Origin of the sequence: Microvirga sesbaniae (assembly GCF_025460805.1) — a bacterium.
GTDB lineage: Bacteria > Pseudomonadota > Alphaproteobacteria > Rhizobiales > Beijerinckiaceae > Microvirga > Microvirga sesbaniae.
The window spans coordinates 136,748-159,208 of the sequence record NZ_JAMXFJ010000010.1; the positions used below are offsets into that span (position 1 = coordinate 136,748).

General features: G+C 57.7%; 25 protein-coding genes and 2 pseudogenes. 22 read left to right on the forward strand and 5 right to left on the reverse strand.

What is annotated here, in order from left to right; all coding sequences use genetic code 11:
• Positions 1-183: 183 nt before the first annotated feature.
• From OCW50_RS15675 to OCW50_RS15715, 9 genes are all read left to right on the forward strand, one after another.
• Entirely contained in the window at positions 184-1,206 is a 1,023-nt protein-coding gene (locus OCW50_RS15675; RefSeq protein WP_262267076.1) for a GcrA family cell cycle regulator, read from the forward strand.
• Between the two features lie 95 nt (positions 1,207-1,301).
• Positions 1,302-1,721, forward strand: coding sequence for a single-stranded DNA-binding protein (ssb, locus tag OCW50_RS15680; RefSeq protein WP_262298178.1), 420 nt, complete (start codon positions 1,302-1,304; stop codon positions 1,719-1,721).
• A gap of 98 nt (positions 1,722-1,819) precedes the next feature.
• Entirely contained in the window at positions 1,820-3,139 is a 1,320-nt protein-coding gene (locus OCW50_RS15685) for a site-specific DNA-methyltransferase (RefSeq protein WP_262267078.1), read from the forward strand.
• A 194-nt stretch (positions 3,140-3,333) separates the two neighbouring features.
• Positions 3,334-4,449 carry a hypothetical protein gene (locus tag OCW50_RS15690; protein WP_262298179.1) on the forward strand — a complete coding sequence of 372 codons (1,116 nt, stop codon included), beginning with the start codon at positions 3,334-3,336 and terminating at the stop codon, positions 4,447-4,449.
• Between the two features lie 90 nt (positions 4,450-4,539).
• A complete protein-coding gene (locus OCW50_RS15695; protein WP_262267080.1) occupies positions 4,540-5,019 on the forward strand; it encodes a hypothetical protein in 480 nt (159 codons plus the stop codon).
• Between the two features lie 20 nt (positions 5,020-5,039).
• Positions 5,040-5,453: a hypothetical protein gene (locus OCW50_RS15700; RefSeq protein ID WP_262267081.1), complete on the forward strand. Its 414-nt coding sequence runs from the start codon at positions 5,040-5,042 to the stop codon at positions 5,451-5,453.
• Positions 5,454-5,840: 387 nt separating this feature from the next.
• Positions 5,841-6,221 (forward strand): hypothetical protein, encoded by a 381-nt coding sequence (locus tag OCW50_RS15705; protein WP_262267082.1) that lies wholly within the window; start codon positions 5,841-5,843, stop codon positions 6,219-6,221.
• A gap of 448 nt (positions 6,222-6,669) precedes the next feature.
• Positions 6,670-7,194, forward strand: coding sequence for a hypothetical protein (locus OCW50_RS15710; protein WP_262267083.1), 525 nt, complete (start codon positions 6,670-6,672; stop codon positions 7,192-7,194).
• Positions 7,195-7,355: 161 nt separating this feature from the next.
• Positions 7,356-7,925: a hypothetical protein gene (locus OCW50_RS15715; protein ID WP_262298180.1), complete on the forward strand. Its 570-nt coding sequence runs from the start codon at positions 7,356-7,358 to the stop codon at positions 7,923-7,925.
• 98 nt (positions 7,926-8,023) lie between these two features.
• Here the strand turns inward: OCW50_RS15715 and OCW50_RS15720 are convergent, their stop codons facing one another.
• Complete coding sequence (locus OCW50_RS15720; RefSeq protein ID WP_262267085.1) at positions 8,024-8,914, reverse strand: M10 family metallopeptidase C-terminal domain-containing protein; 891 nt, start codon at positions 8,912-8,914, stop codon at positions 8,024-8,026.
• 123 nt (positions 8,915-9,037) lie between these two features.
• Between OCW50_RS15720 and OCW50_RS15725 the strand changes: the two genes are divergently transcribed.
• The 12 genes and pseudogenes from OCW50_RS15725 (at position 9,038) to OCW50_RS15765 (ending at position 17,446) form a co-directional block, all read left to right on the forward strand.
• A complete protein-coding gene (locus OCW50_RS15725) occupies positions 9,038-9,325 on the forward strand; it encodes a hypothetical protein (protein WP_262267086.1) in 288 nt (95 codons plus the stop codon).
• Between the two features lie 120 nt (positions 9,326-9,445).
• Positions 9,446-9,901: pseudogene (locus tag OCW50_RS33390) on the forward strand (site-2 protease family protein); the annotation flags it as partial.
• Between the two features lie 16 nt (positions 9,902-9,917).
• Positions 9,918-10,046, forward strand: a pseudogene (locus tag OCW50_RS33395) (PDZ domain-containing protein); the annotation flags it as partial.
• On the forward strand, positions 10,044-10,598 hold the full coding sequence (locus OCW50_RS15730) for a site-2 protease family protein (protein ID WP_373371418.1): 555 nt from the start codon (positions 10,044-10,046) through the stop codon (positions 10,596-10,598). The pseudogene OCW50_RS33395 and the gene OCW50_RS15730, both read left to right, overlap by 3 nt.
• A 386-nt stretch (positions 10,599-10,984) precedes the next feature.
• The gene (locus OCW50_RS15735; RefSeq protein ID WP_262267087.1) at positions 10,985-11,284 is read left to right on the forward strand and encodes a hypothetical protein; all 300 of its coding nucleotides are present in this window, start codon (positions 10,985-10,987) and stop codon (positions 11,282-11,284) included.
• 80 nt (positions 11,285-11,364) lie between these two features.
• Entirely contained in the window at positions 11,365-12,162 is a 798-nt protein-coding gene (locus OCW50_RS15740; protein ID WP_262298181.1) for an SAM-dependent DNA methyltransferase, read from the forward strand.
• A 174-nt stretch (positions 12,163-12,336) separates the two neighbouring features.
• Complete coding sequence (locus OCW50_RS15745; RefSeq protein ID WP_262267089.1) at positions 12,337-12,987, forward strand: hypothetical protein; 651 nt, start codon at positions 12,337-12,339, stop codon at positions 12,985-12,987.
• Positions 12,988-13,007: 20 nt separating this feature from the next.
• Positions 13,008-13,460 carry a hypothetical protein gene (locus tag OCW50_RS15750; RefSeq protein ID WP_262267090.1) on the forward strand — a complete coding sequence of 151 codons (453 nt, stop codon included), beginning with the start codon at positions 13,008-13,010 and terminating at the stop codon, positions 13,458-13,460.
• Positions 13,426-14,136 (forward strand): XF1762 family protein, encoded by a 711-nt coding sequence (locus OCW50_RS33400; RefSeq protein ID WP_373371411.1) that lies wholly within the window; start codon positions 13,426-13,428, stop codon positions 14,134-14,136. The genes OCW50_RS15750 and OCW50_RS33400 overlap by 35 nt, the downstream gene beginning before the upstream one ends.
• A 585-nt stretch (positions 14,137-14,721) precedes the next feature.
• On the forward strand, positions 14,722-15,333 hold the full coding sequence (locus OCW50_RS15755) for a thermonuclease family protein (RefSeq protein ID WP_315974433.1): 612 nt from the start codon (positions 14,722-14,724) through the stop codon (positions 15,331-15,333).
• 136 nt (positions 15,334-15,469) lie between these two features.
• Positions 15,470-16,507: a hypothetical protein gene (locus OCW50_RS15760; RefSeq protein WP_262267092.1), complete on the forward strand. Its 1,038-nt coding sequence runs from the start codon at positions 15,470-15,472 to the stop codon at positions 16,505-16,507.
• A 39-nt stretch (positions 16,508-16,546) separates the two neighbouring features.
• Positions 16,547-17,446 carry a hypothetical protein gene (locus tag OCW50_RS15765; protein ID WP_262267093.1) on the forward strand — a complete coding sequence of 300 codons (900 nt, stop codon included), beginning with the start codon at positions 16,547-16,549 and terminating at the stop codon, positions 17,444-17,446.
• A gap of 341 nt (positions 17,447-17,787) precedes the next feature.
• Here the strand turns inward: OCW50_RS15765 and ligD are convergent, their stop codons facing one another.
• From ligD to OCW50_RS15785, 4 genes are all read right to left on the reverse strand, one after another.
• Positions 17,788-18,786: a non-homologous end-joining DNA ligase gene (gene ligD / locus OCW50_RS15770; RefSeq protein ID WP_262267094.1), complete on the reverse strand. Its 999-nt coding sequence runs from the start codon at positions 18,784-18,786 to the stop codon at positions 17,788-17,790.
• Between the two features lie 256 nt (positions 18,787-19,042).
• Positions 19,043-20,248, reverse strand: a complete 1,206-nt coding sequence (locus OCW50_RS15775) for a trypsin-like serine peptidase (protein WP_262298183.1) — start codon at positions 20,246-20,248, stop codon at positions 19,043-19,045.
• A 269-nt stretch (positions 20,249-20,517) separates the two neighbouring features.
• A complete protein-coding gene (locus tag OCW50_RS15780) occupies positions 20,518-21,069 on the reverse strand; it encodes a hypothetical protein (RefSeq protein WP_262298184.1) in 552 nt (183 codons plus the stop codon).
• A gap of 39 nt (positions 21,070-21,108) precedes the next feature.
• Positions 21,109-21,645, reverse strand: coding sequence for a hypothetical protein (locus OCW50_RS15785; RefSeq protein WP_262267097.1), 537 nt, complete (start codon positions 21,643-21,645; stop codon positions 21,109-21,111).
• Positions 21,646-21,740: 95 nt separating this feature from the next.
• On the opposite strand from OCW50_RS15785, the gene OCW50_RS15790 reads away from it, so the two are divergent.
• On the forward strand, positions 21,741-22,445 hold the full coding sequence (locus OCW50_RS15790; RefSeq protein ID WP_262298185.1) for a hypothetical protein: 705 nt from the start codon (positions 21,741-21,743) through the stop codon (positions 22,443-22,445).
• Positions 22,446-22,461: the final 16 nt, after the last annotated feature.

Genomic DNA, 22,461 nt, shown 5'->3' on the forward strand with positions numbered 1-22,461 from the left:
GGCATAATTCGGCCACATTGGAGCTACGGCAAGCCGCTAGATGATCCGGCGGTTTTGGCAAGCTTACCATTCTATGACGGAATGGGAGTCAAAGGCTGAGCTTCTCCTGTGAGACTAACAAATAACAAGCTCACAGGCTTCACCAGGATCAGGCCTCGCCCCGCGCGCAGTTCATGATCATCGATGCACGACACAGACGCCCGTCCTAAGCGATGGAATGCGAAAGCGGACGTTTGCGTAACCAAGGTCGATATGATGAAAACGTTGCAACCAACGGCTCTTCACAAAACCAGCGGCTTCTCCGCGGTCATCGCCTCTCAATCATCGGGCGCTCCAGCCAACCAGATCAAAGTTAATGGTATCTGGAACGACGAAACCGTCGAAAAGATAAAGCAGCTCGTCGGCCGCAAGCTCACAGCCGAAGCTATCGCGGCCGAGATCTCCACGCCCGAAGTTCCGGTTACCCGCTCCCAGATCCTCGGCATTTGCTGGCGCCGTGGTTGGCAGGTGGGCCAGAAGCGTCCGTCACGCAACCACATTCCCAAGCAACGCACGATTGGGAAGCGCATCCTGAAACGCGGCCAATCTGACGTACAAGTCATCCTGGCCCTGCCGGATACACGTGAGCCCCGCTCCGTTGAAGAAACGCGGATCGTCCGGAAGGCAAGCACCCGGAAGCCGTCGGGCAAAGCTCTCCTCACGCTGCCACTGTTTGAGGCCGCTGCAACTGCCGATACTAAGCTGAATACGTCAGGCGCGGACTTTATCCGGCACTACAAAAAACGTGCTGAGAAGGCCAAGGCGCCTGCCAAAGTGGCAGAAGCGATCCAGACTGTTGTTGCTGAGACTGCGCCAGCCCCAGCACCCGTCGCCGAGGTTGTCAGCATCCCAGCCGTTGTGAACGCCGCGCCCGTACCAGCCTGCGTGCTGGAGAAGGCTGCTCCCGTCGCTGAGGCCAAGCCGGAACGTGACCTCTCGAAGTGCCTGACGATCTTTGATCTTCGGGACCGCCATTGCCGCTACCCGGTCAGCGGCACCGGCGTCTCCATGCTCTACTGCAGCGAGCCTGCGATCAGCGGCAAGCCGTACTGCGAGCATTGCGCCTCCATCGCATATGAAAAGCCCGAGAAAGTTACCGCTTCGAATAAGCCTCCCAAGCGCAAGGTGTCCGCTTTCTCGATGCGAAACGGGATCATTTTTCGCTGAAACCTCAAAGCCAACAGAAGTTGGTCAACGCCTAAAGCAATCCCCAAAAGTCTCTCAATCCGACCCTAAAGTCGAAACCTAGGAAAGACCCTCCGATGAAGTCCATCAATGAAGCCCAGCTCCTCGGCAATGTTGGCCGAGATCCAGAGATCCGCACGCTGGGCAACGGCGAAAAGGTAGCCAACCTGCGTGTTGCCACGAACGAGACCTGGACGCAGAACGGCGAGAAGAAGTCCAAGACCGAGTGGCACAACGTCGTCATTTACAATCCGAACCTCATCGAAACCGTCGAGAAGTATGTCAAGAAGGGCGCTCCGATCCTTCTGAAGGGACTGAAGATCCAGTATCGCACCTTCACCGACAAGGACCAGGTGGAGCGGCAGGTCACCGACCTCGTCCTCCAGCGTTTCGGAGGCGACCTCATCCTGATCCCAGCCGGCAACGGCAACGGCTCCGACAACGGCGGCAGCACCGATGGCTTCGGTGGGAACGAGGACGATCCCTGGAAGGACTAGAATTTCATTCTCCCTGAAGCGAGGAGCCAACTTAGCCGGACGACACCCGTCCGGCTTTTTTCATGTCGGGATCTGGTTGAGCAAACTGAGTACCTGACATGAAATCTTCCGAAGCCACTGCGGCGCGAGCCCGCGCCCGACGCGTCGAAAAGGGCATCCAAACCGAGGAGTGTGCCCGCGCCTTCACCGCGCGACCCTCGCTTCAGGGGCTATTACAACTTCCCTTGCTCGAAGAGCTGGAATCCCGTGGCGGACGGGCCAAGCCGAGCGATCTCTATGAGAGACTTGCTGATCGGCTTGATGTTCCTGACGATTTACGCTCCCAAAAGCGCACCTGCGGGGATGGACAGACCTATTCCGTCTTTCCGCAGGCGGTGCGATGGGCTCGCCAGAACGCCGTGATGGCTGGCCTGATTCACAAAGGCAATCGTGGCATCTGGGAACTTGCCGATCCCGGATATGCCAAATTGAAGAAGGTTCGCCGCGGCGTTGCCGTCCTGATCTACTCACTCGATGACGGGGTGGCACTTTGGGCCCATGCCGAGGATGCAGCGAGAGCGATAGAGCCCGGCTCTCTAGCCCTCGTGTTTACGTCCCCGCCATATCCGACCGTTTCTCGCGAATATGGGAGTTTCTCCGTTCCCGATTGGCTCTCCTGGATGCGGTCGCTCCTCGCAGTGTGGAAGAGCCTCCTAGCCACTGACGGGACAATCTGCCTGAACCTTATGGATACGTTCGTCAGCGGGACGCCCAATCTCTCGCCATACGTCGAGCGGCTTACCCTCAGCTGCGTCGACGAACTCGGGCTCCATCTTTCGGGCCGAAGTGTTTGGCACAGCCCAACGAAGATGGGGAACATCCAGTGGGCCTCGAAGACGCGCCTCCGTCCACGCAACACCCTCGAGCACCTCCTGTTCTTCAGCAAGAGCCCTAACCCCAACTGGGACACCCGCCGACTGCCGGTCGAGCCCTATGCCGCCTCGACCGTCGCAGCTTGGGATCGGGCGCAGAAGCGGCCGTCGAGCAAGCGGCCCTGCGGCTACAACATCAATGAACGGGCCTTTGCGCCAACCGGTGACGGCCCACTGCCGGGCAACCTGATCGTCGCCGCGGGAGCGCCAGGTAACGATCAATTCAGCCGTCGGTGCAGAGAGGCCGGACTCCCTCCGCACCCGGCGCGGTTCCCCGAGGCAATTCCAAAGCGGGTGATCCTGCTTACAACCGAACCAGGTCAGATTGTCTACGACCCCATGGCCGGATCGAACACGACCGGAAAGGTCGCCCTCGATCTCGGCCGGCGTTTCATCGCTTCCGAGCCATCCCTGACCTATCTCGGCGCCTCCGCCCTCCGGTTCGATCAGCGGCCAGATTTCCGTCGCCACCCTCTCCCTGAGGGGCTTGCAGTCCCGACCGCCTGACGCACCCCCTTTATCGCTTGTCTTCAGAAAGGCAGCCCATGTTTCCCAAGTTCCCGCTAAACGGCGAGTTCGACCTGAACGACGTCGCCACGATCCTCGAGGCCCTTGAGCGATATGCCAAGAGCCCCGAGGCCAAGGCTCATGCCTTCCGCCGCGACATCTTCCCGGCGGATTACGGCGGGGCTGGCGCAGCGGTGACGCCGCTTCGCATTCCCCAGATCATGGAGATGGTTCGGATCGCCGCTGAATCCGCCACCAGAGTGGATCGCGAAATCGCTGTCCATCACTTCTCGGACGCGATCGAGAAAACGGTTCAGCGCCAGCCAGAACCGATGAAGGCTCTGGCCGAACAATCGCAGCTGGATGTCGACCATACTGGGGGCGGATGCCTTGCCTATGCCCGTCACTATGAGGACGGATGGTATTTCTGGCTCACTGCCGAAGATGGGGCGTCCCTCCCCGACAACCCAGATGATCCGACCTGTCTGATCGGCGCATATCATCCCACTGACGAATGGTGGCTGAATTCGACCGCTACGCCGCGTCAGGCCTTGACCGTCATCGGGACCTTTGTGGCATTCGCTAAGACGCGCTACGCCGCCGGCCAGGACGCTACAATCGCGACCTTGCGCGATATCCTGACCACCGCCCGGTCCTCGGGCTACTTCGTTCCCGAAGAGGCCGAGGCCATCGCGGCAATCCTTGCCGAACCGGAAGTGTCCCAGGCGGCCGAACTGCCCCAGTGGAAGCGGGAGTTCCCCGGATTTCAGGCAGCCTGGATTCCCGAGCTTCCACCGTCATTCGAGGATTACTCCTGGCACAACGATGCCTGCCCGAGGTTCCACGACATTATGCGGGATCTCGTCTTGTGGGTGGATCATCCCAACCCCCAGGATCGTGAACTTCCAGAGAACCTTCGTTTTGGTGTCTGCCGTGAGCTCGACGACGGAACCATGGAAGACCTCTACGCGGCTGACGAGTGGATCTTGGTGAGGGAATTCCTGGACGGCTATTCCCCGCCTGCAGGGACGGCGCCGAACTACAATACGCTCCTGATGCTGGCAGAGGCCGCGAAGTGCAAGACCGACGACGATTGGGGGTCCGAGCGGCAGATCGACGCCGAAAACCGCTTCTTCAAGGCAGCCCTGCAGCGCTTCCCCGATCACTTCGCCGACACCAATGACGACTGGCAGGAGGCGATCCACAAGGCAACCTCCGATGAGATCATCGAGGAAGCGATGAGCCGGATCGTGAAAGAGGTTGTCCGCCAAAACCCGAAGCTAGCCTCCCTGCTCGACAAGAAGGACTAACCACACTCAATCAGCAGCAGCATGGAGCGCCGTACGAAAGAGGCTTCCGCTCCGGCGGCACAGCCTGCCAACACGGAGGACAGGACAAGGATGGTTCCACAAATCGACTTAGCCGACCTAATCGCTAAGACCGGGGGTTACGGGCTGCGAGGTGATCAGTACGACACAGCTACAGTCGCCCTTGCCACCTGGCACCAGGTCGAAACCAACCGCGCCGGCGTGATCGTCGACCATGAAGAGATCCTCATGGCCGAAGTCGGTCAGTCTCAGGCGAAGGTCAAAGTAGCCCAGACCGGCCGCGGCCATTGGCTCACCGGCTATGACTTTCGCAACAACATCGGCGGTGCTGGCTGCGCCCCCGGAGTCTGGGATCGCATAGCCTTCAACGAGAAGGATGACGCCATCAGGTTTTACGCCAACAGCGCCAGGACCTGGTTTCAGAGGCAAATTGAATCTGGGAACAGTTGCCTCTCAGAGCGGGCCCGCGACGAGGCGGCCAAGATGATCGACCTCCTGATGCGCGTGATCAATCCGCCGCCGCCTGCCCCGATGCAATTGAGCCTGTTCTAGGACAAAGCAGGATACTGCCGATGACATCACCAATTCCTCGCTCTAGCCGGATTGAGGTACGCAACCCGATCCTGGCGCTTCCTGCCTTTAAGGCAGTCTACAGCCTCCCCGACGATACAAAACTCGTCCTGGCGAGCCTCCTGGATAACCTCTCAAAGGACGCGGAAGCCAAAGCCCAGACCTCTTGGCTCAAAAAGAAAGGGCCTATGGCGGCATATTGGAAAGCCTGTGCCGTCTACGCCAAACATATCGCACGGGCCATCAGGAAGTCCTGCCGCGCCGGCGACGTCCACAGTTCGCCAAATAGTGAGAAACTGACCCCAGAAAATGAGAAACTTCTCAAAGATAATAAGAAGTCTGGGGCATCGATCAGCAAAAAACACTCCTTTGAGGCTCACAATGAAAACCAAGTCGATCCCGCCCGTGCAGCTTAATTTCCGCGATGAGGCCTACGGATTACTCTGGCGCCCGTCGCGTTTCGCTTCGGCTACATGGGTGAGTTTTCTGAAACCCGTCGCAATAAGATTCAAGCGAAGGTCCGCAAGCACGGGTTCTCGTATAATCACCACCGGGAGGCGTGGGTGAAAGAGGATGTCGCGGACCCTGCTGCAGAAGCCCAGAGACTTGTCACGGCTCTCGCAAGTGCCGGATTCGTTGTAGAAACAAACCAGTTTTTTGCTGGATTGACCACAATAAGGCAGCCTCCCGCTCAGGATCTGGCAATCCCGGCCTAAAAGCTCAAACGAGCCGCGGCGCAGGCTGATTCATTGCATTTTAATTCGGTTTGCGTTATTCATAACTCGCCAATAGGAGCGCAGATTATGGATTTAGCTATGGTCACCAAACCGAAGCATCTGGAAGCCGCCCAGATCGCGTTGCTTCAGCAAAATCAGCAGACGCTCCAGGCCGCCCAGTTCGCCCACCGGTCCGCCCTTAATGCCGTCGCCGCCCGGACGCCCTTCGGACGCGACATGCTCCGGCATCTGGCAGCCGGAAAAACGATCGAGCAGGCTTTTGGGCTGGCGGCTACCCACTATGCCAAGCTTCATGCCCGTGAAGGCCTTGGCCGGGTGTGCAACTCGATCTCGCAATTTGCCAAGGATCTCGGCCTCTCCTTTCCGAGGAACAAGATGGAGAACCTTGCCCGTAACGTGAAGACGGTCGTCGAACGGGAGCGGGAGGCTGGACGCCAGCTGAACTAAGGCCTTCCGCCCTTTTCTTAGTCCAGATCACCCTTGTACTTTCCAGATATCCCGGTCGCAGACAGAGAATGTCCAAACTGCTCCCACTCCTCGTCGCCCTCACGATGGCAGCAGGATCTGGATATCTGGTGTTCTTCCGTTCATAGGCGGAGATCTCAAATGCTCCTTGAATCTTGCCTCTTAGGCCTTTCCGTCGGTTTCGCTCTTTGGGTCACACACAGGGCTGTCCGGCCACCGCGCCAATTGCAGCCGGTGCGGATCACCCGACACCAATAACCCAAGAGATCCGATAACGCTGGCGACATTTCATAGCCCCCAACCAATGTCCCGCGTAGGAAAGGCCGCTCCTCACTGAGCGGCCTTTCTTTTTGATGTCTTGGCCTCGCTACTACCCAGCGGGCGAAATCCGAATTAAAAGTGGTGACAACGACAGAGCTTTTGCGAATCCATGAAACATCTCCTGCTGCTTATCTACGCGGCCCCTCTCGTCATCGTCTGGCTTTGCCTTCGCATCATGGGCATCGGCTCGATACGGTTTCTCAAAATTCGCCTTCGCCCCAAGGCTCCGGGGGTAAAAGCAAGCGCCCCGAAGCCAAGCGGCCGCCGTCGAGCACGATCATCATCGTCCGGCGGTGGAGGTGGAGCCATTTCCGGAAAGGGTGTAGCAGGTCTCAATGGCTTGTCCGGCTCCTCGAAGCAAAGATCCGCCTTTGCTTCTACCGCCCCAGCTGTTCAGGACCGATCCGCTGATATCATCCGAAAAGGGCTGAACACCCAGATTGCTTCGGAACGCACTCAAGCCGAGAGGCTTCGTGGAGAGCAGCGTCGGCTCCAGGAAGAGAACCTCCGCACCCAGGAAAACACCCGTCTCCAGGAGGAGGCGCGCCTCCGCGAAGAATTGGAGCGCGCCCAGGAGGAACGGCGCCGGGAAGAGGAGCGCGTGGAAGAAGAGAGAGGACGGGCGTACTCCTAAACACAACAAGGCTTCGGGTGCGCACAACCTAGCGAGGCAGAAATAAGGGAGGCTTAAGAGCTGGAGCTTAAGTCTCTGTATTTAGATCAATCGAAGGCTTGGGGTATCAAATGCCGAGAATACTTGAGAAAAAGTCTATCACCCTTCATTGGGGAGGCTCGTTGGGCAATTCAACGTCCCGCGGGACGGCGAGCTTCGGCACGATCACTCCTGATTACGACGTTCTTCCTGCTCAAGTGGAGAGCGCAATCGAGGAGCTCAACGACGATGACTGGGACATCAAGTCCATCACGCCTCTCACGGAAACGGCCTACTCTTCCACGATCCTTCAAAACAACGCTGACCCGCTCGGGATGGGTATGCTCAAAGCCAATGCTGGCTCCGAGACGATCACTGGCACCTACACAGCGGGGGTGATCATCGTAGCCCAACGGTGGCGGGAAATCACGGAGGCCGAGGCAGCCGAACGACAGCGCGAGAAGGCCGCACGACGTTCGGCCGAAGATGCGATCCTTGCTGCCGAAGCCGAGGAAGCCCGGCGGAACGCAGGCCCAATTGCATATGATCGCATCATGAGCCTGCCGATCGAGCGCAGAGGTGGCATCATGTCGAATACTTGGCTGTTCAACGGCCAAGAGTACCATACAAAAGGAATGGCCGAGGACGCCCGTCGGAACATGGCCCACAGCGCTAAAATTCAAGCAGAGCGCGACAGAGACGGAGTTGCCTAAGCGCCTGCAACTTAGATCTCACTCTCTAAAACGCGAAACACCCGCCGACGGCGGGTGTTTCGTTACTTGTAGCTTGCCAGAAGTCTCGCAGACGAGACTCAGAGGATGAAGTACGACTTCGCTAAGCTGATCGCGTCATCAAGGTGGATCGAAAAATCCGCCTGGCCGTCGCCATCCACGTCTCCGTAGATGTAGGTATCTGAAGCGGCTCTATCGAACCGCAGTTCTCCGGCCTTGTTGCTGAAGGCATTACTGCCAATAAAGCTGAAGGCTTGGTTTCCTTCGCTGGTGAGGTCGGCGTCGATGGCTCTCAGATCGATACGGTCCTTCTGAGACTTGGAAAAGTCAAAGATTGTGTCCCGGCCGCCGCTGTCGACGGTCGAGTCCGTGATAGACTTGAACACGAACGCGTCCTTCCCGGCTCCGCCATACAGCCGGTCGCTCCCTCCGGAACCCGTAATTATGTCATTCCCTGCGCCGCCATTGATCTTGTCGCGGCCGTTCCCACCGGACAGACGATTGGCGGCAGACGTTCCGGTGATAGCGAACCCGAGCTCAATCGCGATTGTGTCTCCGTCGTCAAAGGCCAGACCGTCAGCGTTCACATAGAGCGCATTCTTCGTGAAGCTGACGTTCTTTCTGGTAATCTCCAGCGAGGTATCCGCCGCGACAATGTCGACTGCATAGAGCGACTTGCTCTTACCGTTGCCAAGCGCATCGAACTTCAGGCCGTATCCGTTGAACCCGCCCCTATCAGGCACGTCTGTAAAGGTACCAGAATAGCCGCTGATGACCTTGTAGCTGAAGCGACTTCCAGAAATATCGAATTGGGCTGGGACGACATTATATATGCTCCCATTCAATTCGTAGAACTTCGAATTGTTGAATTCGATCTTCCCGGCAGAGATCTTGGTAGTCGCCGGCTTGGTGATCGGGTTGTCGCGCTCCGGCGAGTAAACGGTCAGCTGTACTTTTGTTCCATTAAGCATCTTCAGCCCCTAGGCACGCTTGTGATTAGCCCCCCTGCCCAGATAGCTGAAATCCAGTCTGTTCTCAATGAGATTTGGCTGATGCAGCAGGCCACACAATCAAACCCCAAAAGGTAAATCGTCATGCGCAGCGGTCTCACTCGTGTCGAACACCAGCCCATCCCTGACGCCGATGCCGTCACTGCACTCGCACGCATTCTCACCGCGATGAATGGCCCTTCCCCATCAACGTGCGACACTACAGATGCACCCGAAGGAGAGGACGAGGAGGATCTCGGATACCAAATCGCAGCGAACGCCATTCTTGACCAGCTCGCAGCGAAAGGATTTGTGATTTCACGGTCCGTTAAGGACACGACCCTCGGCCCAAAAGTTCGTGATACGGCAGTAGCGCGGTTCAGCCTTTTGTAACCGTCCGATCCCAATCACGACTTTTCTTTCGGCATTCAGCAAGACCCGATCCGTTTTTAGCTGCCATTCCGGCGCGAGCCGCATTAAAAAGCGGAAGCGCGAAATAGGAATTCTCGAATCATGGCTGCCTTTTTCGATTCAATATACTCACTGGTGCTCGCCCTTCCGTTGACCCTTGCCGCCTTCATCTTCGTGCTTGGCGTCGTGATTGCCGTCCACGAAGCAGGGCATCTATTCACGGGCCGGGCATTTGGCATCAAGGCCGAGGTCTTCTCGCTCGGGTTCGGCAAGTGCCTATGGGCAAGAACTGACCGGAAAGGGACGGAGTGGCGGATCTGCCTGGTACCCCTCGGCGGCTACGTCAAGTTCGCAGGCGACAAGAACGCCGCCAGCCAGGTGTCTCACGAGGCAGTGGCCACTATGACCGAGTCCGAGAAACGGGCTACTTTCTTTCACGCCTCTCTTCGTGCCCGTGCCTGCACCATTGCGGCCGGTCCACTCACAAACATTGCTCTCGCGATCCTCGCCTTCGGGGCGATCGCATACATCCAAGGAGCGCCTACGCTGAAGGGGCAAGTCGGCAGCCAATCCAGGAACCCCTGCAGAGAGATCCGGTATCAAGCCGGGAGACATCGTAACAGCCGTCAACGGGGCGCCTACGCCGGCCGCAGAGGACATCATCGCTGCCGTCCAACAGAACCGCGATACTCCAATGGTGATGACGATCCGGCGCGGGTCGGAAACCCTGGATGTCGCTGTTACGGCCGTTCTCAAGACCAAGCGAAACGCCGATGGATCGGAAACCGAAACCTATCCCGTCGTAGGGTTCAGCTTTGCTACAAGCCCGGACAATGTATTCCATGTCCCGATGAGCATTGGCGATGCCGTCCTCCATGGCTTCACCATGACCTATCGGGTAGCCGAAGTTACAGCCGTGTCTCTGAAGCGGATGGTTACCGGCGAGGACGGGATCGAGAACCTTTCTGGCCCGGTCAGGCTGGCGGCGGTCTCAGGCACCTATGCTGAGGATCACGGAATCGAGGGGCTCGTTCTGCTCATTGGCTTCGTGTCCGTATCAATTGGCTTCATGAATCTTCTGCCGATTCCGGTCCTGGACGGTGGGCATCTTGCCATGTTTGGGTACGAAGCAATCGCGAGGAAGCGGCCAAACAAGAAGGTCGAACAGTTCAGTTATGGCGTCGGGTTGGCCTTCGTCTTGTCACTGATGATCTTTGCGACCTTGAACGATGTCGCTCACCTGTTCTTCAGGTAGGAGTCCTCCGATGGATCCTAACGCAACATTCGTCGCGGCCTGTCGATCAGGCGACGCTGCCCTAAGCGAGATCGATCGCTGGGTCGAACGATGGCATACCGGCTCAAATGATCATGAGCTCCATGAGTTCCTTGGACTGTCCATCGAAGAGTACATTCGGTGGGTGAAAGAGCCGGACTCGATCGATGCTATCATCTGGCCTAAGCACGGATAACTGAATTAGACGGAGTGAGGGCTTGAGAGGTTGTGGTCTCGCCCTCCTCGGCTCTTCAGGCACTCGCGCAACGCCGGCGTCGTCTAGTGCCATCAGGCAGGTCGCCTGCCACCTCATGACACCACCTCCGAGAAGCTGCTCGCCATGATCCCATGACAAGGGAGGACCACCCATGCCTGACAACAAGGCTCTACTCGAAGCCATTGATGTCCTGAAAGACGCTGCATCGGGTTATGCTAACGCCACAAAGGTCGAAAAGGCCTCAGATGGCCTCCTTGACATTCTTCTGACCGACCGAGCACTCCCGGCAAAAGTTCGCCTGTACCTGGAGATCCAGGAGATACGCAGAGGCTTCCACGATCAAGCCCGTATCCGTGGGCTGTTGGCCCTATTCGGCCGGCTCAACGATCCGATCCCGCGACGACGCCGATTGCGATCGCGCAGCCGCAAGAGGCCAGATCCCAGACGATAAAACTCAAATCAAAATCGCTCTGGTAAAAGCTGTTCGGGCTTGTCAGCCCGGCCCATTTCGAACGGGGATATGCATCGAGAATGAGTAAGAGCCCTCGTGGTGGTACTGCGGTGATGGCCCACCGCCTCGGCCAAGACGCCGACCACGCCCTACCCGACGCGGAACAATGGAGGAAGCTCGACCTCTTCCCGACGCCGCCGTGGGGAACAAGAGCCCTTTTCAAATACGTGATGCCCGCGCTTCAGCTCCCGCCGCGCATAAGAACCGTATGGGAGCCGGCCGCGGGATTTGGCCATATGAGTACCCCGCTTGCCGAATTCTCGCAGATGACGCTGGCCACGGACATTTTCCCCTATGGTCCGCACCTCGACGCCCAGATCGATTTCACAAAGGCTGATCCGAACACAGCACTGGTCGATTGGGTGATTACCAATCCGCCCTTCGATCACGCCTACGAATTCCTTGAGCAGGCGCTGCGGACCGCCCGAAAGGGAGTAGCCTTCCTCGTCCGCCTCGCATGGCTGGAAAGTCAGGGGCGATATAACAGCCTGTGGACGCAGACCCCTCCTTCTGTTGTCGCAGTTTTCACCGAGCGGCTTCCAATGTGCCTTGGAGGCTGGGATCCAAAACTCTCTACTGCGACAGCCTACGCCTGGTACGTTTGGACGCGAGATGACCAGGGCCAATGGCCGCGCGTGCAGACTCAGCCATTCTTCATCACGACGTTCCTCATCCCGCCGGGTTGCAAGGAAAGCCTGACGTTGCCGACAGACGTTGTGCTTGCCGAACGGTTTGTGCCCGGATGGATCTCCCCTTCAGAACGCAAACGGCAAGAAAAGCTCCAGAAGCAAGCAATACGGTTAATTGCTGCGGAGTGATCTCGTTAACCAAACAATGAATCCAGCAATAGAAGGCAGTTGATAGTCTGCCGCGGCGATAGATTGCGCGGAGTAAACGGGGGATAATGTGCCTTAGAAACTGTAGTCAACGTGTGAACAACTTTCGATCTGGACCGGTGATCTGAAACAGGGACTAATCCCCAGGAGCATCACATGATCGGACGTCTCGCGAGCCGCCGTATGTCACTTGAAGCGACCCTCTCCGTGATCGGGACTGCCGGTCGCAAAGATGATGCCGCCCGCATGTCCGGGTATCTCTACGAGCTCATGATGCGGGAAACATTTCGGGCCATAAACGACTTCGACATCCGGCATGGAATTTCCGGTGGCGCAGCCTGGGCCGATCACTGCGCGGTCACTTCGTTTCTGCAGGGCGCGCTCGAAAGCCTTACGCTCTATATCCCGGCCGAGTTCGACGGTCGCCGCTTCATCCCGGATGCCAGCATCCAGTTCAATCCGGGAAAGACGTCGAACTACTATCATGAGATCTTTTCCCGCACGTTGAACCGCGACACGCTTCGGGACTTGGCGGTGGCGCAGGAGCGGGGCGCCCGCTTCATCGTGAACCCCGGCTTTAAGAATCGGAACAGCGACGTCGCGAGATCCACCGCGATGCTCTGCTTCACCTTTGGCACATCGGCAGCCGCTGCCGTCGATTTCCGCCCCGGCGATGCTGGGTTCAGCGATAGCCGCGCTGGCGGCGTGAAGGACGGCGGTTCCGCCGATACCTGGACGAAGGCCACGTCGCAGTCCGTGAAACGCCACGTCAACCTGTTCAGGTTGGCGCAGGCCCTTGTTGCGTAAATATGAGTGAGAATTTCGCTATGACACAATCAGCCGATTGGACCATCTTCCGACGCCCGATGTGGGAAAACGAGACCATGCATGTCTTGTGGTACCGGGGCGAATCCCGCATCGCGATCTCAGAAGAGGAGAAAGCGCCGGGGAACAGTCTGTTGGCCAATGTGATCGTCGACCGACTCAACTCAGGAGCTGAGATCGACGAGTATCATGAGAGCGGAGACTGGATCATTGACCGCCCGGTGGGCACAGATCCTGACGACAACGGTGTCCTGATCCTGGACATCGACGGCGATGTCCGGATCGAAATTCTCGACTCAGAAGACGGAGAAGACAACGTGCGGCTCGCCATGCAAGTCGCGATGATTCTGAATACAACCGACTTCTCCAACCTGGCCTCTATCCCTCTCGTCCGCATCCCACCAACAGTACCCTCTCCCTTTGGCGAAACGCTTCCAATTCGAAATCACGGATAAGGCTACGGCGAATGCCGTGGTTAGGCAGCTACACCGGCATTCGTCCGAGATTGGCGTGTCGGTGCGGCAGGTCCTTATCCGGGACAGAAATTCCCAAGAGATTCTCGGCGTGGGCATCTTAGGCCGCCCTGTCTCCCAAATCCTCGACGATGGTCTGACCCTCGAAGTCAGTCGGACAGCGACGGACGGTACGCCGCACGCCTGCTCGGCGATCCTCGGGGCTCTGGCTCGTGAAGCGCAATCGATCAGGATTCGAGGTCATGCGGTTTACCGCCTAACGACCTATACCCGCATATCCGAGACGGGAGCCTCACTTCGGGCAGCTGGCTGGCGACTGGACATTCAGCACCACTCGCGGTTCGTTCGCCACGGGCTTGGGGTCAAACGGACGATCGTCCCCATCGAGCCTAAATCTTGGGCGCACAAGTCACGTTCCCGTCCCGCGCGACCTCTCGGTGAGCCCCGCCTACGATGGATCAAGCTTCTCCCGACGGCTCACAATGACAACGCCGCTTTCGAAATGGGACGTGCGGCGGCTTCTGCCCGAGCAAAGATCTCAGCCAATCCGTTCTCGTTCCCGGTTCTGCGAAACGACGGCGTATCCCAAGTTGACTTCATCGGCGCCGATCTTTGGGAAATCTGGCGGGAAGGCTACCGGATGATTGCGTCGCCTTAAGATTCTGGCTTCGCCTTGGGCGAACGAGCGCAACACTCACCAGCGCGGGCTGTAATCTCCCCAAAGCGCCACCAAGTGCGGCCAAGCAAATTGAGCAAGCGATCACTGCCGACGAGGCCCGCCATTCAAACCAAGCAACCCCATAAAGGAGGATCGCGAACCATGACGCAGTCCAGCCGGTTCACCGCCGATGATGCCAGCCATAGTCCCCTCTCCTGCCCTGGATGCAAGAACAGTGGTCGGATCGATATCGCCGCTTTAGTCTGGGTCCGGCAAACGCCGGACGGGACTGATCCCGATGCTTCTGAAGATCAGAGCCATGACTGGGACGATGGCAGCCAGTGCGTCTGCCGATGCTGCGGCCACACTGGAACCGTAGAGCAGTTCAGGATATCGACATAGCTTCTGATTTGGCCCGTGGATGAGGCTCCGCCAAATGGTGATCCTCATCTGCGATCACGCTATTGATCCCTCCTCGTACGATAAACCCGCAAATCAAAAATGCTCAGAACCTCATTTGCTCTTACGGCACTCGTTCTATCCGTCAGCCCGCTTATGGCTCAGTCCGTTACTGGCCGAGCCAGCGTGATCGACGGCGACACAATCGAAATTCGGGGTGCCCGGATCAGATTCCACGGTGCCGACGCCCCGGAAAGTGCCCAGACATGCCAGGGAGCAGACGGGAGAGCCTATCGATGCGGTCAACAGGCCGCGCTGGCTTTGTCTGACAAGATCGGGTCCTCGAATGTGACTTGTCGGCAAAAGGATATCGACCGGTATCAACGCATTGTGGCTCAATGCGCGGTTAATGGTACCGACCTCAACGGGTGGCTGGTCGAACAGGGCTATGCTCTTGCCTATCGCCAATACGGAACGGACTACGTTCCTCAGGAAGAAGCCGCCCGGAAGGCGAAGCGCGGTCTCTGGGCTGGATCCTTTACCCCGCCATGGGATTGGCGCCGCGGAGAGCGGGAAACCTCAACCCCTGTGCCGGCTCGTCCGACAACCTCTAGCCCAGGTTCAGTTGCCGGCGGCTGCAAGATCAAAGGAAACATCAGCGCAAAGGGCGAGAAGATTTATCATCTGCCAGGAAGCGGCAGCTATGAGCGAACCGCAATCAATGAGGGGGCAGGCGAGCGCTGGTTCTGCTCAGAAGATGAAGCAGTCGCAGCCGGCTGGCGGGCCCCCCGAGGATAACTATCCTTTCTCGTCCGCAAATCAGCAAAGGAAGCGGGCAAAGACTGCGGTCTAACTCGGGTATAAAACGTGTTATGATGCCTCAAAGGGCGACCGCACCTAAAAATGCGGAAAAATTGTAGTTGGGGCATTAACCGTGTTGAATTTCAGAAACTCCGGGAAGGTGGCCGTAGCCGCCTTTATTCTCTCGTCCATTTCAACAGCCGCGCTGGCGGTGGAGATCCGTGAGCCCAGCCCGAGCCATGTCTGGGAAGCCGCCGAGGACCAAATGTCTGCCGCGCTCGGAACCCCGGACACCGATGACATCGTCTTGACCCTAGCCTGCAACCAAAAAGGCTCCATTGACGTCATATTCGCCAATTACGCGCCCATGCCAGAAGGCAAGCAGGGCGATGGCGGTCCCGCAGGAATCACGCTCCGACGCGGCGGCAAGGAAGTGAGCCTCAAAGGATCGCTTGTTGAGAACGTTAGTACCGGCGAATGGGACCTCTCGGTTCAGCAACCCGTAAGGCATGCCCTCTTCGACCTACTCAAAGGTGACCTCATTGCTGAGATCGAAAAGGATGCTCAGTATCAGAAGCCTGGAGGGCAACGAGACTGGATCACGCTTAAAGGCGCTAAGGCAGTCATCGAGAAGGTCCAGGCTCGCTGCTCCGGTGCAACGCCACCGAGTGGCTCAACCATGTCCTTGAGTGCCGCCCCCAAAGAGCAGGTTGCGCCCAGCCAGAGTTCGGCAGCCAAAGCTCCTGGCAATGCGGAATTCGGCCGCTATGCCCTCGCGGACTCCTACCGCGGACCGGTCAAATTCCCCGACTTCAAGGGCCGGGACCGCGACGCCAACAGCTACAGAACCAGGATCCGGGAAGGCATGAAGGATGGCGCGAACTTCGCCGGGCGCCTCGCGATGATCGAGATCGGATGCGGCGCCGGCTGCCGCTTCGCGTACGTGGCTGATGTCGCTACGGGCCAAGTCTACAACTTCCCACTCGGCGGAGAGGACAACATGTACCTCGACCTGCATTATCGCCTGAACAGCCGCCTGGTAGTTGCTTTTTGGCAAACCGGCGGCCGCTGCATGAGGGAAGACCTGGAATGGGCCGGACAAACCTTCAAGCGCCACGGTGAACGGGACATCGGGCCCGAGGACGTCTGCTTTCAAATGCAGCAGCAATAAGCATCCCTCCCAGCCGCCACTCCAAACGAGCCTTTCGCCATGAAGCTTCTTTTCAAATCGGCAACCGCCGTTCTTCTCCTCGCCTCTACCTCTGCCCTGGCACTCTCCGATGCAGATCGGGAAGCCGCCATCAAGGCTGCAAAAGCTGGGTCGGTCGGTCGCTACATCGAATGCGGTATCGAGATGGGAAGCCCGGTCGAGCTCGACGTCACGCCGATGGATCTGAACGCCGACGGGGTGGAGGAGGTCATGATTACGGCCAGCCACGAAAATGGCGGCGCGGCATGCTTCAGCCATCTTGGAAGGAACAAGACCCTGATGATCAGGAACCGTAAAGGCGAATGGATCGCCAATCTCGGCTTCGATGCAGAAGACATCAAACCTCTGCCTGACCGGTCCAATGGATACCAGGATCTCGAGGTGGCCCGTGCGGGCGATTGTCGGCCTGTCTGGCGGCACAATGCCACTGAGTACCACATCTATAAGCAGTGCCAGAATGGCAAGCTCGTCATAGCCTCATCATGGAAGGCCGGAGGGTCACAGCCCAAGCGCCTTGAAGATACACTTGGCTGGGATAACGACGAGTTTTATCTGCACAATGGCTCGGGGATGTACGTCAGTATGGGAACCGGGATAATCCGGTACTCTACCCCGAAAGCCTCGATTGCCGGCACCGTTCAGGAAGGCACCGTTCTGTTTCGTGGCGAGTTCAAGAACGCGCCGGGCCTTGAGGCCCGGGGAACCGTCAGCGGCACTGCCTACGTGTTCAAGAAGGGGTGCGAACCGGCTCCATATCCCGTTTCCGGAACGTACGATGCATGGTCAGTGACCATGAGGGGGGCCGCGCCACGCCGCGCCAAAGATTCCTGCGCAATTTTGGAAGCGACAAAGAACAGCCCCCATTCGGTCCTTAGGTTTGAGGCACCCTCGGACTACTGAGGGACCCTCATGAAATCGACCTATCTTCCCCCAGCAGCATACTTGGCCTTTGCCGTCTATGTTTGGATTGATTTCACACACACGGCTCCGGATGGGTTAGGCAATCTCGGTCTGCTGCTGGCGACCTTTCCCGGAGCTGTGATGGGGGTAGCCCTCACATGGGCTCTGGGCCAGACCGGCTTTGTGCTTATTCCAAGTGGATTGGGCTACTACACCGCACACGCAGTTTACTTCTGTCCGGCGGCTCTGGTTACAGCCTATTTGGTCTACGTTGTCTGCTCCGCGCCAGGGTGGGTTTGGCGACGGGTAGTGCGCGCACGCCGAACACGGACTTAAACCGGCTACGAACTCGGGCTTTCCGTAGCGATCACCACTTCTCGCGGATCCTTATCCTCTCTCAACCCCAGAAACGCCGGATGACGCAGGATCCGATCCCGGGTCCATTCGGTGAACTCGACTTGCGCAAGAAACTTAGGTTTTACCCAGTGCACCTTTGCACGCATGTAGGTGCCCTTTGGCAATGTCGCCGTAGGTTTGGCCTGTTCTATCTTCCCTAGGCGCTTTTGGAAATCGATTAGGAATTCCCGGGAATACCCGGTGCCAACCTTCCCGGCATACCGGATCTCACCATCGGGAGTATAGTAACCGACGAGCAGCGCTCCGAAGCCGACACGGGACCGCTGCGGCTCAGTGTACCCGATGATGATGAACTCCTCGGTGTTGAGGCACTTTACCTTCAGCCAATCATCGCTCCGCGTCCCGGTATAGACCGACTCCCGCCGTTTGGAGATGATCCCTTCCAGGCGCAGCTGGCACGCCTGCTTGTATAGCGCCTTCCCTCCCCCGACCCGATGCTCGCTGACCCGGATTGTTCCGGGCGCCTTGGCTAAGAGCTTTGACAGTCTGCGCTTACGCTCCTCCAGCGGAAGGCCTCTCAGATCCTCGCCGTCAAGGAACAGCAGGTCAAACGCCACATAGACCAGATCCGCAGTCTGCTCCTTGGACAAGGCATCCTGCAGGGCCGCAAAGGAGCTGATCCCGTTATCGGCCAGTTTCACGATTTCGCCGTCAAGGACAGTACCTGACCGGCCAAATCGGGTGAATTCCTCAGCGAGTTCTGGGAACTTTACCGTCCAGTCCTGATCATTCCGGGTAATCAGACGGGCCCTTCCGTCATCCAGCCGGGCCAGCATCCGGTACCCGTCAAACTTCACTTCGTGAAGCCAATCGTCCGTATCCGGTGCCTCTTTTTCAAGGACGGCCAATTCTACTAGGATACGGCTCGGCAACGATGCAGCTGCCCGCCTTGATGTCTGTAATGAGGAGCGCGACTTGACCATTTGGTGAATCCAACAGTCGCCGCGGTCAGAGGTTCCGCGGTAACAATCCTGAAAGCCGCAGAGCATTACTGCCTGCGGCTTTTTCTATGCCTGCGTCATCAAACCCGCCTAACTGGAGGGCGGCAGCCCCTCTGAGACTCCGCCTATCCGAATCCTTTAGTGGATTTTGCCCTGGCGACCCCCGTTACGGGTCGGGAAGACATCGTGTTGAGATAGGTTGTTCTTGAGCGACTGGATACTGAAACCCATTCGAAGGTCAACGGCACACGACCAATTCCCCAAAAACGTATCCCAATTTTTGCGCTCGACCTTCGTGCTGCCCCTGGACAAGATGCCACGGACGTCCCTTCGCATCGTTTGCAGTGGAAGTTATCGCCACAGCCCTACCGTTCTTAAGTCGGGTTGCGATCTTGCCATTCGGAGAGTTTCGAACACTCACACCCGTATCTTCGGCATCGTGAACGACGCAGCTTTTTTGCTTCAGATCCGACGTCCTAGCGCCGGATGTTACCGTCTCGGAAGCCGATGCTTCTTCTGGCTGATCTTTATCTCCCTTGAAGCGCACACGACGCGGTCGTGCCGGATCCATTTCCGCAAGCTTCTCGTCAATCCAATCAGCATGACCGGCGATGTCTACAAAGGTCGTAGCACGCGCACATTTAGGAATTTCGCTTGGGCTGCCCCAATGGGCGATGGCGGCTTGCAGGTCGTTCGGCATCCATCCAGACAGAGCGCCGGTAACCTGGATTCCAACAAGGTAATGATTATTCTTCCCCTCCACTTTTTCGTCCGCGGCGGAGATTGTGATCGGAGAACCCGAGTCTCCCTCACAAATCAGAACCCCTTTTGGGAGGGAGACTCTATACCAGTGTGGCGCGTTCTGATGGCGAATAACGAGATCCAATGTGGCGAATTGGTAACCAGGTTGCTGGACATAGAGGCTGTCACGGATATGCCCAAAGTTGTAAAAGGTAGGCGCGTTTTTGGCAAAACTATCCGGCACGAAGTCTCTTGGAGCGGCAGTGACAGGAACGGCGTACTTCGAGCGTGAGGCCAGCAATATGACCGCGATATCGTGGTAGCGGTCTGTCTCCACCCTAGCGACATCCCCAAGAACGGCATTCATCAGTGGATGAACCCTCCACGACTTGGCAGCGATGACCTCGCCCGCGAGCGGAGAAAGGCTGGTTATGAACTCGACTTCCACCCCCTTCACGTCCCTAAGACAGTGTCCCGCAGTGATGATGACATCCTTTGCGATCGCGGCCCCCAGGCATAGTTTATGGGTGGTGGTGTGGTTGTTTACGTACCCTCTGACGGTAACGAGGAACCTTTGGGCAGAGCCAAGAGGGTCCTTACTCAAGTCGGTACCGTTCACGATAGCGAACGCTGGATTGCCGATCACGAGGAAGCACACCATAAGGCAGAGCATCCTCGCGCGGGACGCAGTCAACTTGAACATGACACTCCTAAGACCAAAACGCGAGGCCGATAAACTTTTGCGACCATAATGACCGGTCGAAGTGATTGAAAGCATCTCGTGAAGCCGATCAATGGCTATTCAGTAGTGTCGATGAAGATCTGCATCCCATTCGTAGCGCGTGGCCGCCAGGTACGGGTCGATGCTTAGGGGCACGTCCGTCTCGTGCGGCGCCTCCAAGGATTCGTATCCGACTCTACCCCCGAATCTCGAAACCCGCCGTTTTGTCTCAGGAGGTCTGTCGTTCAACACTAACGGGCAGACTTCGGCAGAAACTGGAGAATCCCCTCGGGCCGGTCGATCGTTGGCTGCTCAACCCGATCCTGAACCTTATAGCCCAACGTCCGCGCAAACTCGGCGGCCCCTGTCATCATGGAATCGAAGATGCGGCCGTGACACACGGCAAAGTATTGAGCCATCGAGATCTCGTTGGCGTGACCGTAGCGGCCTTCATCATCCAGGGTCAGGAAGTCGACGAGATACTTGCCCTCAAAGGGTGTAATGACGGCCGGCACCTGCTTTGAGCAGAACACGAAGGTCCTGCTCGTCCCTGGCGCCCGGGTCTTCTTCTTCGGATTCTGCATTGAGTGGGACCAGGTTTCACCCTCGATACGGAAAAGCACCCCAGCCGAGTGGAACAAGATCGGTTCGGAATACTCAATCGTCGGGGTCATGCACTCGCCGTGCTGGCACCAGTCCGGCAATGGTTTTGCGATGGGCTTGCCAGGGAGACGAGTAGGCGATTGCGCGCCAGCCCCAAGGGACATCCCGACAAGGATCATGATGGTCAGAAGCAGTCTCATTTCAGTATTGAACCCCTGCGATGAATTTATACATGCCTCTTAGGCAATCCCGAGTTCCTTAAGTGCATCGGCAAGTTCCGGATGCATCTCAAAGCGCATGTGCCCCGTCTCCAGCTCTTTATCGCCAAGCTCTTTCACTAAGGCGCTCATATAAAACTCGCGGCCGTCCTTGTATCGGTCGAACTCCAATCCGATCGCTCTCCCGACCCGGGCGCCCAATTTGCCGTACAGACTATTCGTTGTTCTGAAGACGTCATAGCCCGCTGCCGCGGCAATCTGCGTAGCCGTTAGCGGCTCAGCGGCGTTCGCTTTAAGCATACTGACCTCGTACGGCCGGAGCGGATTGGATTTGAAGTAGCGGAGGTACTGCTCTGTCGTACCGACCCATGGCATTCTCCGCTTCTGGGCCTCGCCGCTCTGCCTGGCATCAACAAACGCCTGAGCGAACCCGAACGCCTCATCCAGCGTCTCACCATCCACAATACCGAGGCGGTCCTTGCCCTGCAGGATCGCCACTTCCGGCTTCCCACGGATTGTCGTCCCCTTCAGGACGCATCCTTTGTATTTCTTTTCCATGCCTATCCCACCTGCTTGTTCAAAACACTTACCAAATCCCCAGCGTCTCAACCGCTCCCAAGAAGCAGGTGATCGACGCCAGAAGGACAAGCGCCATGCCCCTCATCTCTTGCACCCTGACAGGCGTCGATCAACAGACAGATCTCTCACAGGTCGCCAGTCTTTCGGCTAGTTTCCCAAGAGCAGAATTCGCGATCCTCTTTTCCCCCGAACGTTCAGGACTCCAGAACAGGTTCCCAAGGCTGCCGTCCATTCTGAACATGCTCGACGCCGGTCCAATACGATGGGCCATTCACCTCTGCGGAAGGGCAGTGCCAGAATTCATCGAAGCGGCAATTTCCGGGAAGGCTAAGGGATTGAACCAGGATGCTTTTCGCCTTGCCGTTCATCCCAATGTTTCCAGGATCCAACTGAATTTCGCATTTCGGAGATCGAAATTTGCGCTCACGGACCTGGATTCAGCTATCCATTCCATTTCCATTCCGGTGATCACCCAGGAGCATCGGGCCAACGCAGGGGTTTCGCTCTCAATCAAAGCACCGAACCACCAGGTTCTCTTTGACGCCTCAGGCGGACGAGGGATCGAGACGTCACAATGGTCACCGCCCGTCGATGGGAAAGTGTGCGGTTTCGCTGGCGGCCTGGGCCCCGAGTCCCTCTCCCGTGCTCTCCCAGCCATCAAACAGGTTTGTAATGGCCAAGTCTTCTGGATCGATATGGAATCGCGCATCCGGGACGAAAACGACTGGTTCGACTTGGATGCATGCGGGCGGGTTCTGGAGATTGCCCAAACCGCATAGTGCAGCGGGTCCAATG

Coding starts and splice junctions, on each gene's coding strand:
- OCW50_RS15675 (WP_262267076.1), top strand. CDS start 184: ATGCACGACACAGACGCCCGTCCTAAGCGATGGAATGCGAAAGCGGAC.
- ssb (WP_262298178.1), top strand. CDS start 1,302: ATGAAGTCCATCAATGAAGCCCAGCTCCTCGGCAATGTTGGCCGAGAT.
- OCW50_RS15685 (WP_262267078.1), top strand. CDS start 1,820: ATGAAATCTTCCGAAGCCACTGCGGCGCGAGCCCGCGCCCGACGCGTC.
- OCW50_RS15695 (WP_262267080.1), top strand. CDS start 4,540: ATGGTTCCACAAATCGACTTAGCCGACCTAATCGCTAAGACCGGGGGT.
- OCW50_RS15700 (WP_262267081.1), top strand. CDS start 5,040: ATGACATCACCAATTCCTCGCTCTAGCCGGATTGAGGTACGCAACCCG.
- OCW50_RS15705 (WP_262267082.1), top strand. CDS start 5,841: ATGGATTTAGCTATGGTCACCAAACCGAAGCATCTGGAAGCCGCCCAG.
- OCW50_RS15710 (WP_262267083.1), top strand. CDS start 6,670: ATGAAACATCTCCTGCTGCTTATCTACGCGGCCCCTCTCGTCATCGTC.
- OCW50_RS15720 (WP_262267085.1), bottom strand. CDS start 8,914: ATGCTTAATGGAACAAAAGTACAGCTGACCGTTTACTCGCCGGAGCGC.
- OCW50_RS15725 (WP_262267086.1), top strand. CDS start 9,038: ATGCGCAGCGGTCTCACTCGTGTCGAACACCAGCCCATCCCTGACGCC.
- OCW50_RS15730 (WP_373371418.1), top strand. CDS start 10,044: ATGACGATCCGGCGCGGGTCGGAAACCCTGGATGTCGCTGTTACGGCC.
- OCW50_RS15735 (WP_262267087.1), top strand. CDS start 10,985: ATGCCTGACAACAAGGCTCTACTCGAAGCCATTGATGTCCTGAAAGAC.
- OCW50_RS15740 (WP_262298181.1), top strand. CDS start 11,365: ATGAGTAAGAGCCCTCGTGGTGGTACTGCGGTGATGGCCCACCGCCTC.
- OCW50_RS15745 (WP_262267089.1), top strand. CDS start 12,337: ATGATCGGACGTCTCGCGAGCCGCCGTATGTCACTTGAAGCGACCCTC.
- OCW50_RS15750 (WP_262267090.1), top strand. CDS start 13,008: ATGACACAATCAGCCGATTGGACCATCTTCCGACGCCCGATGTGGGAA.
- OCW50_RS15765 (WP_262267093.1), top strand. CDS start 16,547: ATGAAGCTTCTTTTCAAATCGGCAACCGCCGTTCTTCTCCTCGCCTCT.
- ligD (WP_262267094.1), bottom strand. CDS start 18,786: ATGGTCAAGTCGCGCTCCTCATTACAGACATCAAGGCGGGCAGCTGCA.
- OCW50_RS15775 (WP_262298183.1), bottom strand. CDS start 20,248: ATGTTCAAGTTGACTGCGTCCCGCGCGAGGATGCTCTGCCTTATGGTG.
- OCW50_RS15780 (WP_262298184.1), bottom strand. CDS start 21,069: ATGAGACTGCTTCTGACCATCATGATCCTTGTCGGGATGTCCCTTGGG.
- OCW50_RS15785 (WP_262267097.1), bottom strand. CDS start 21,645: ATGGAAAAGAAATACAAAGGATGCGTCCTGAAGGGGACGACAATCCGT.
- OCW50_RS15790 (WP_262298185.1), top strand. CDS start 21,741: ATGCCCCTCATCTCTTGCACCCTGACAGGCGTCGATCAACAGACAGAT.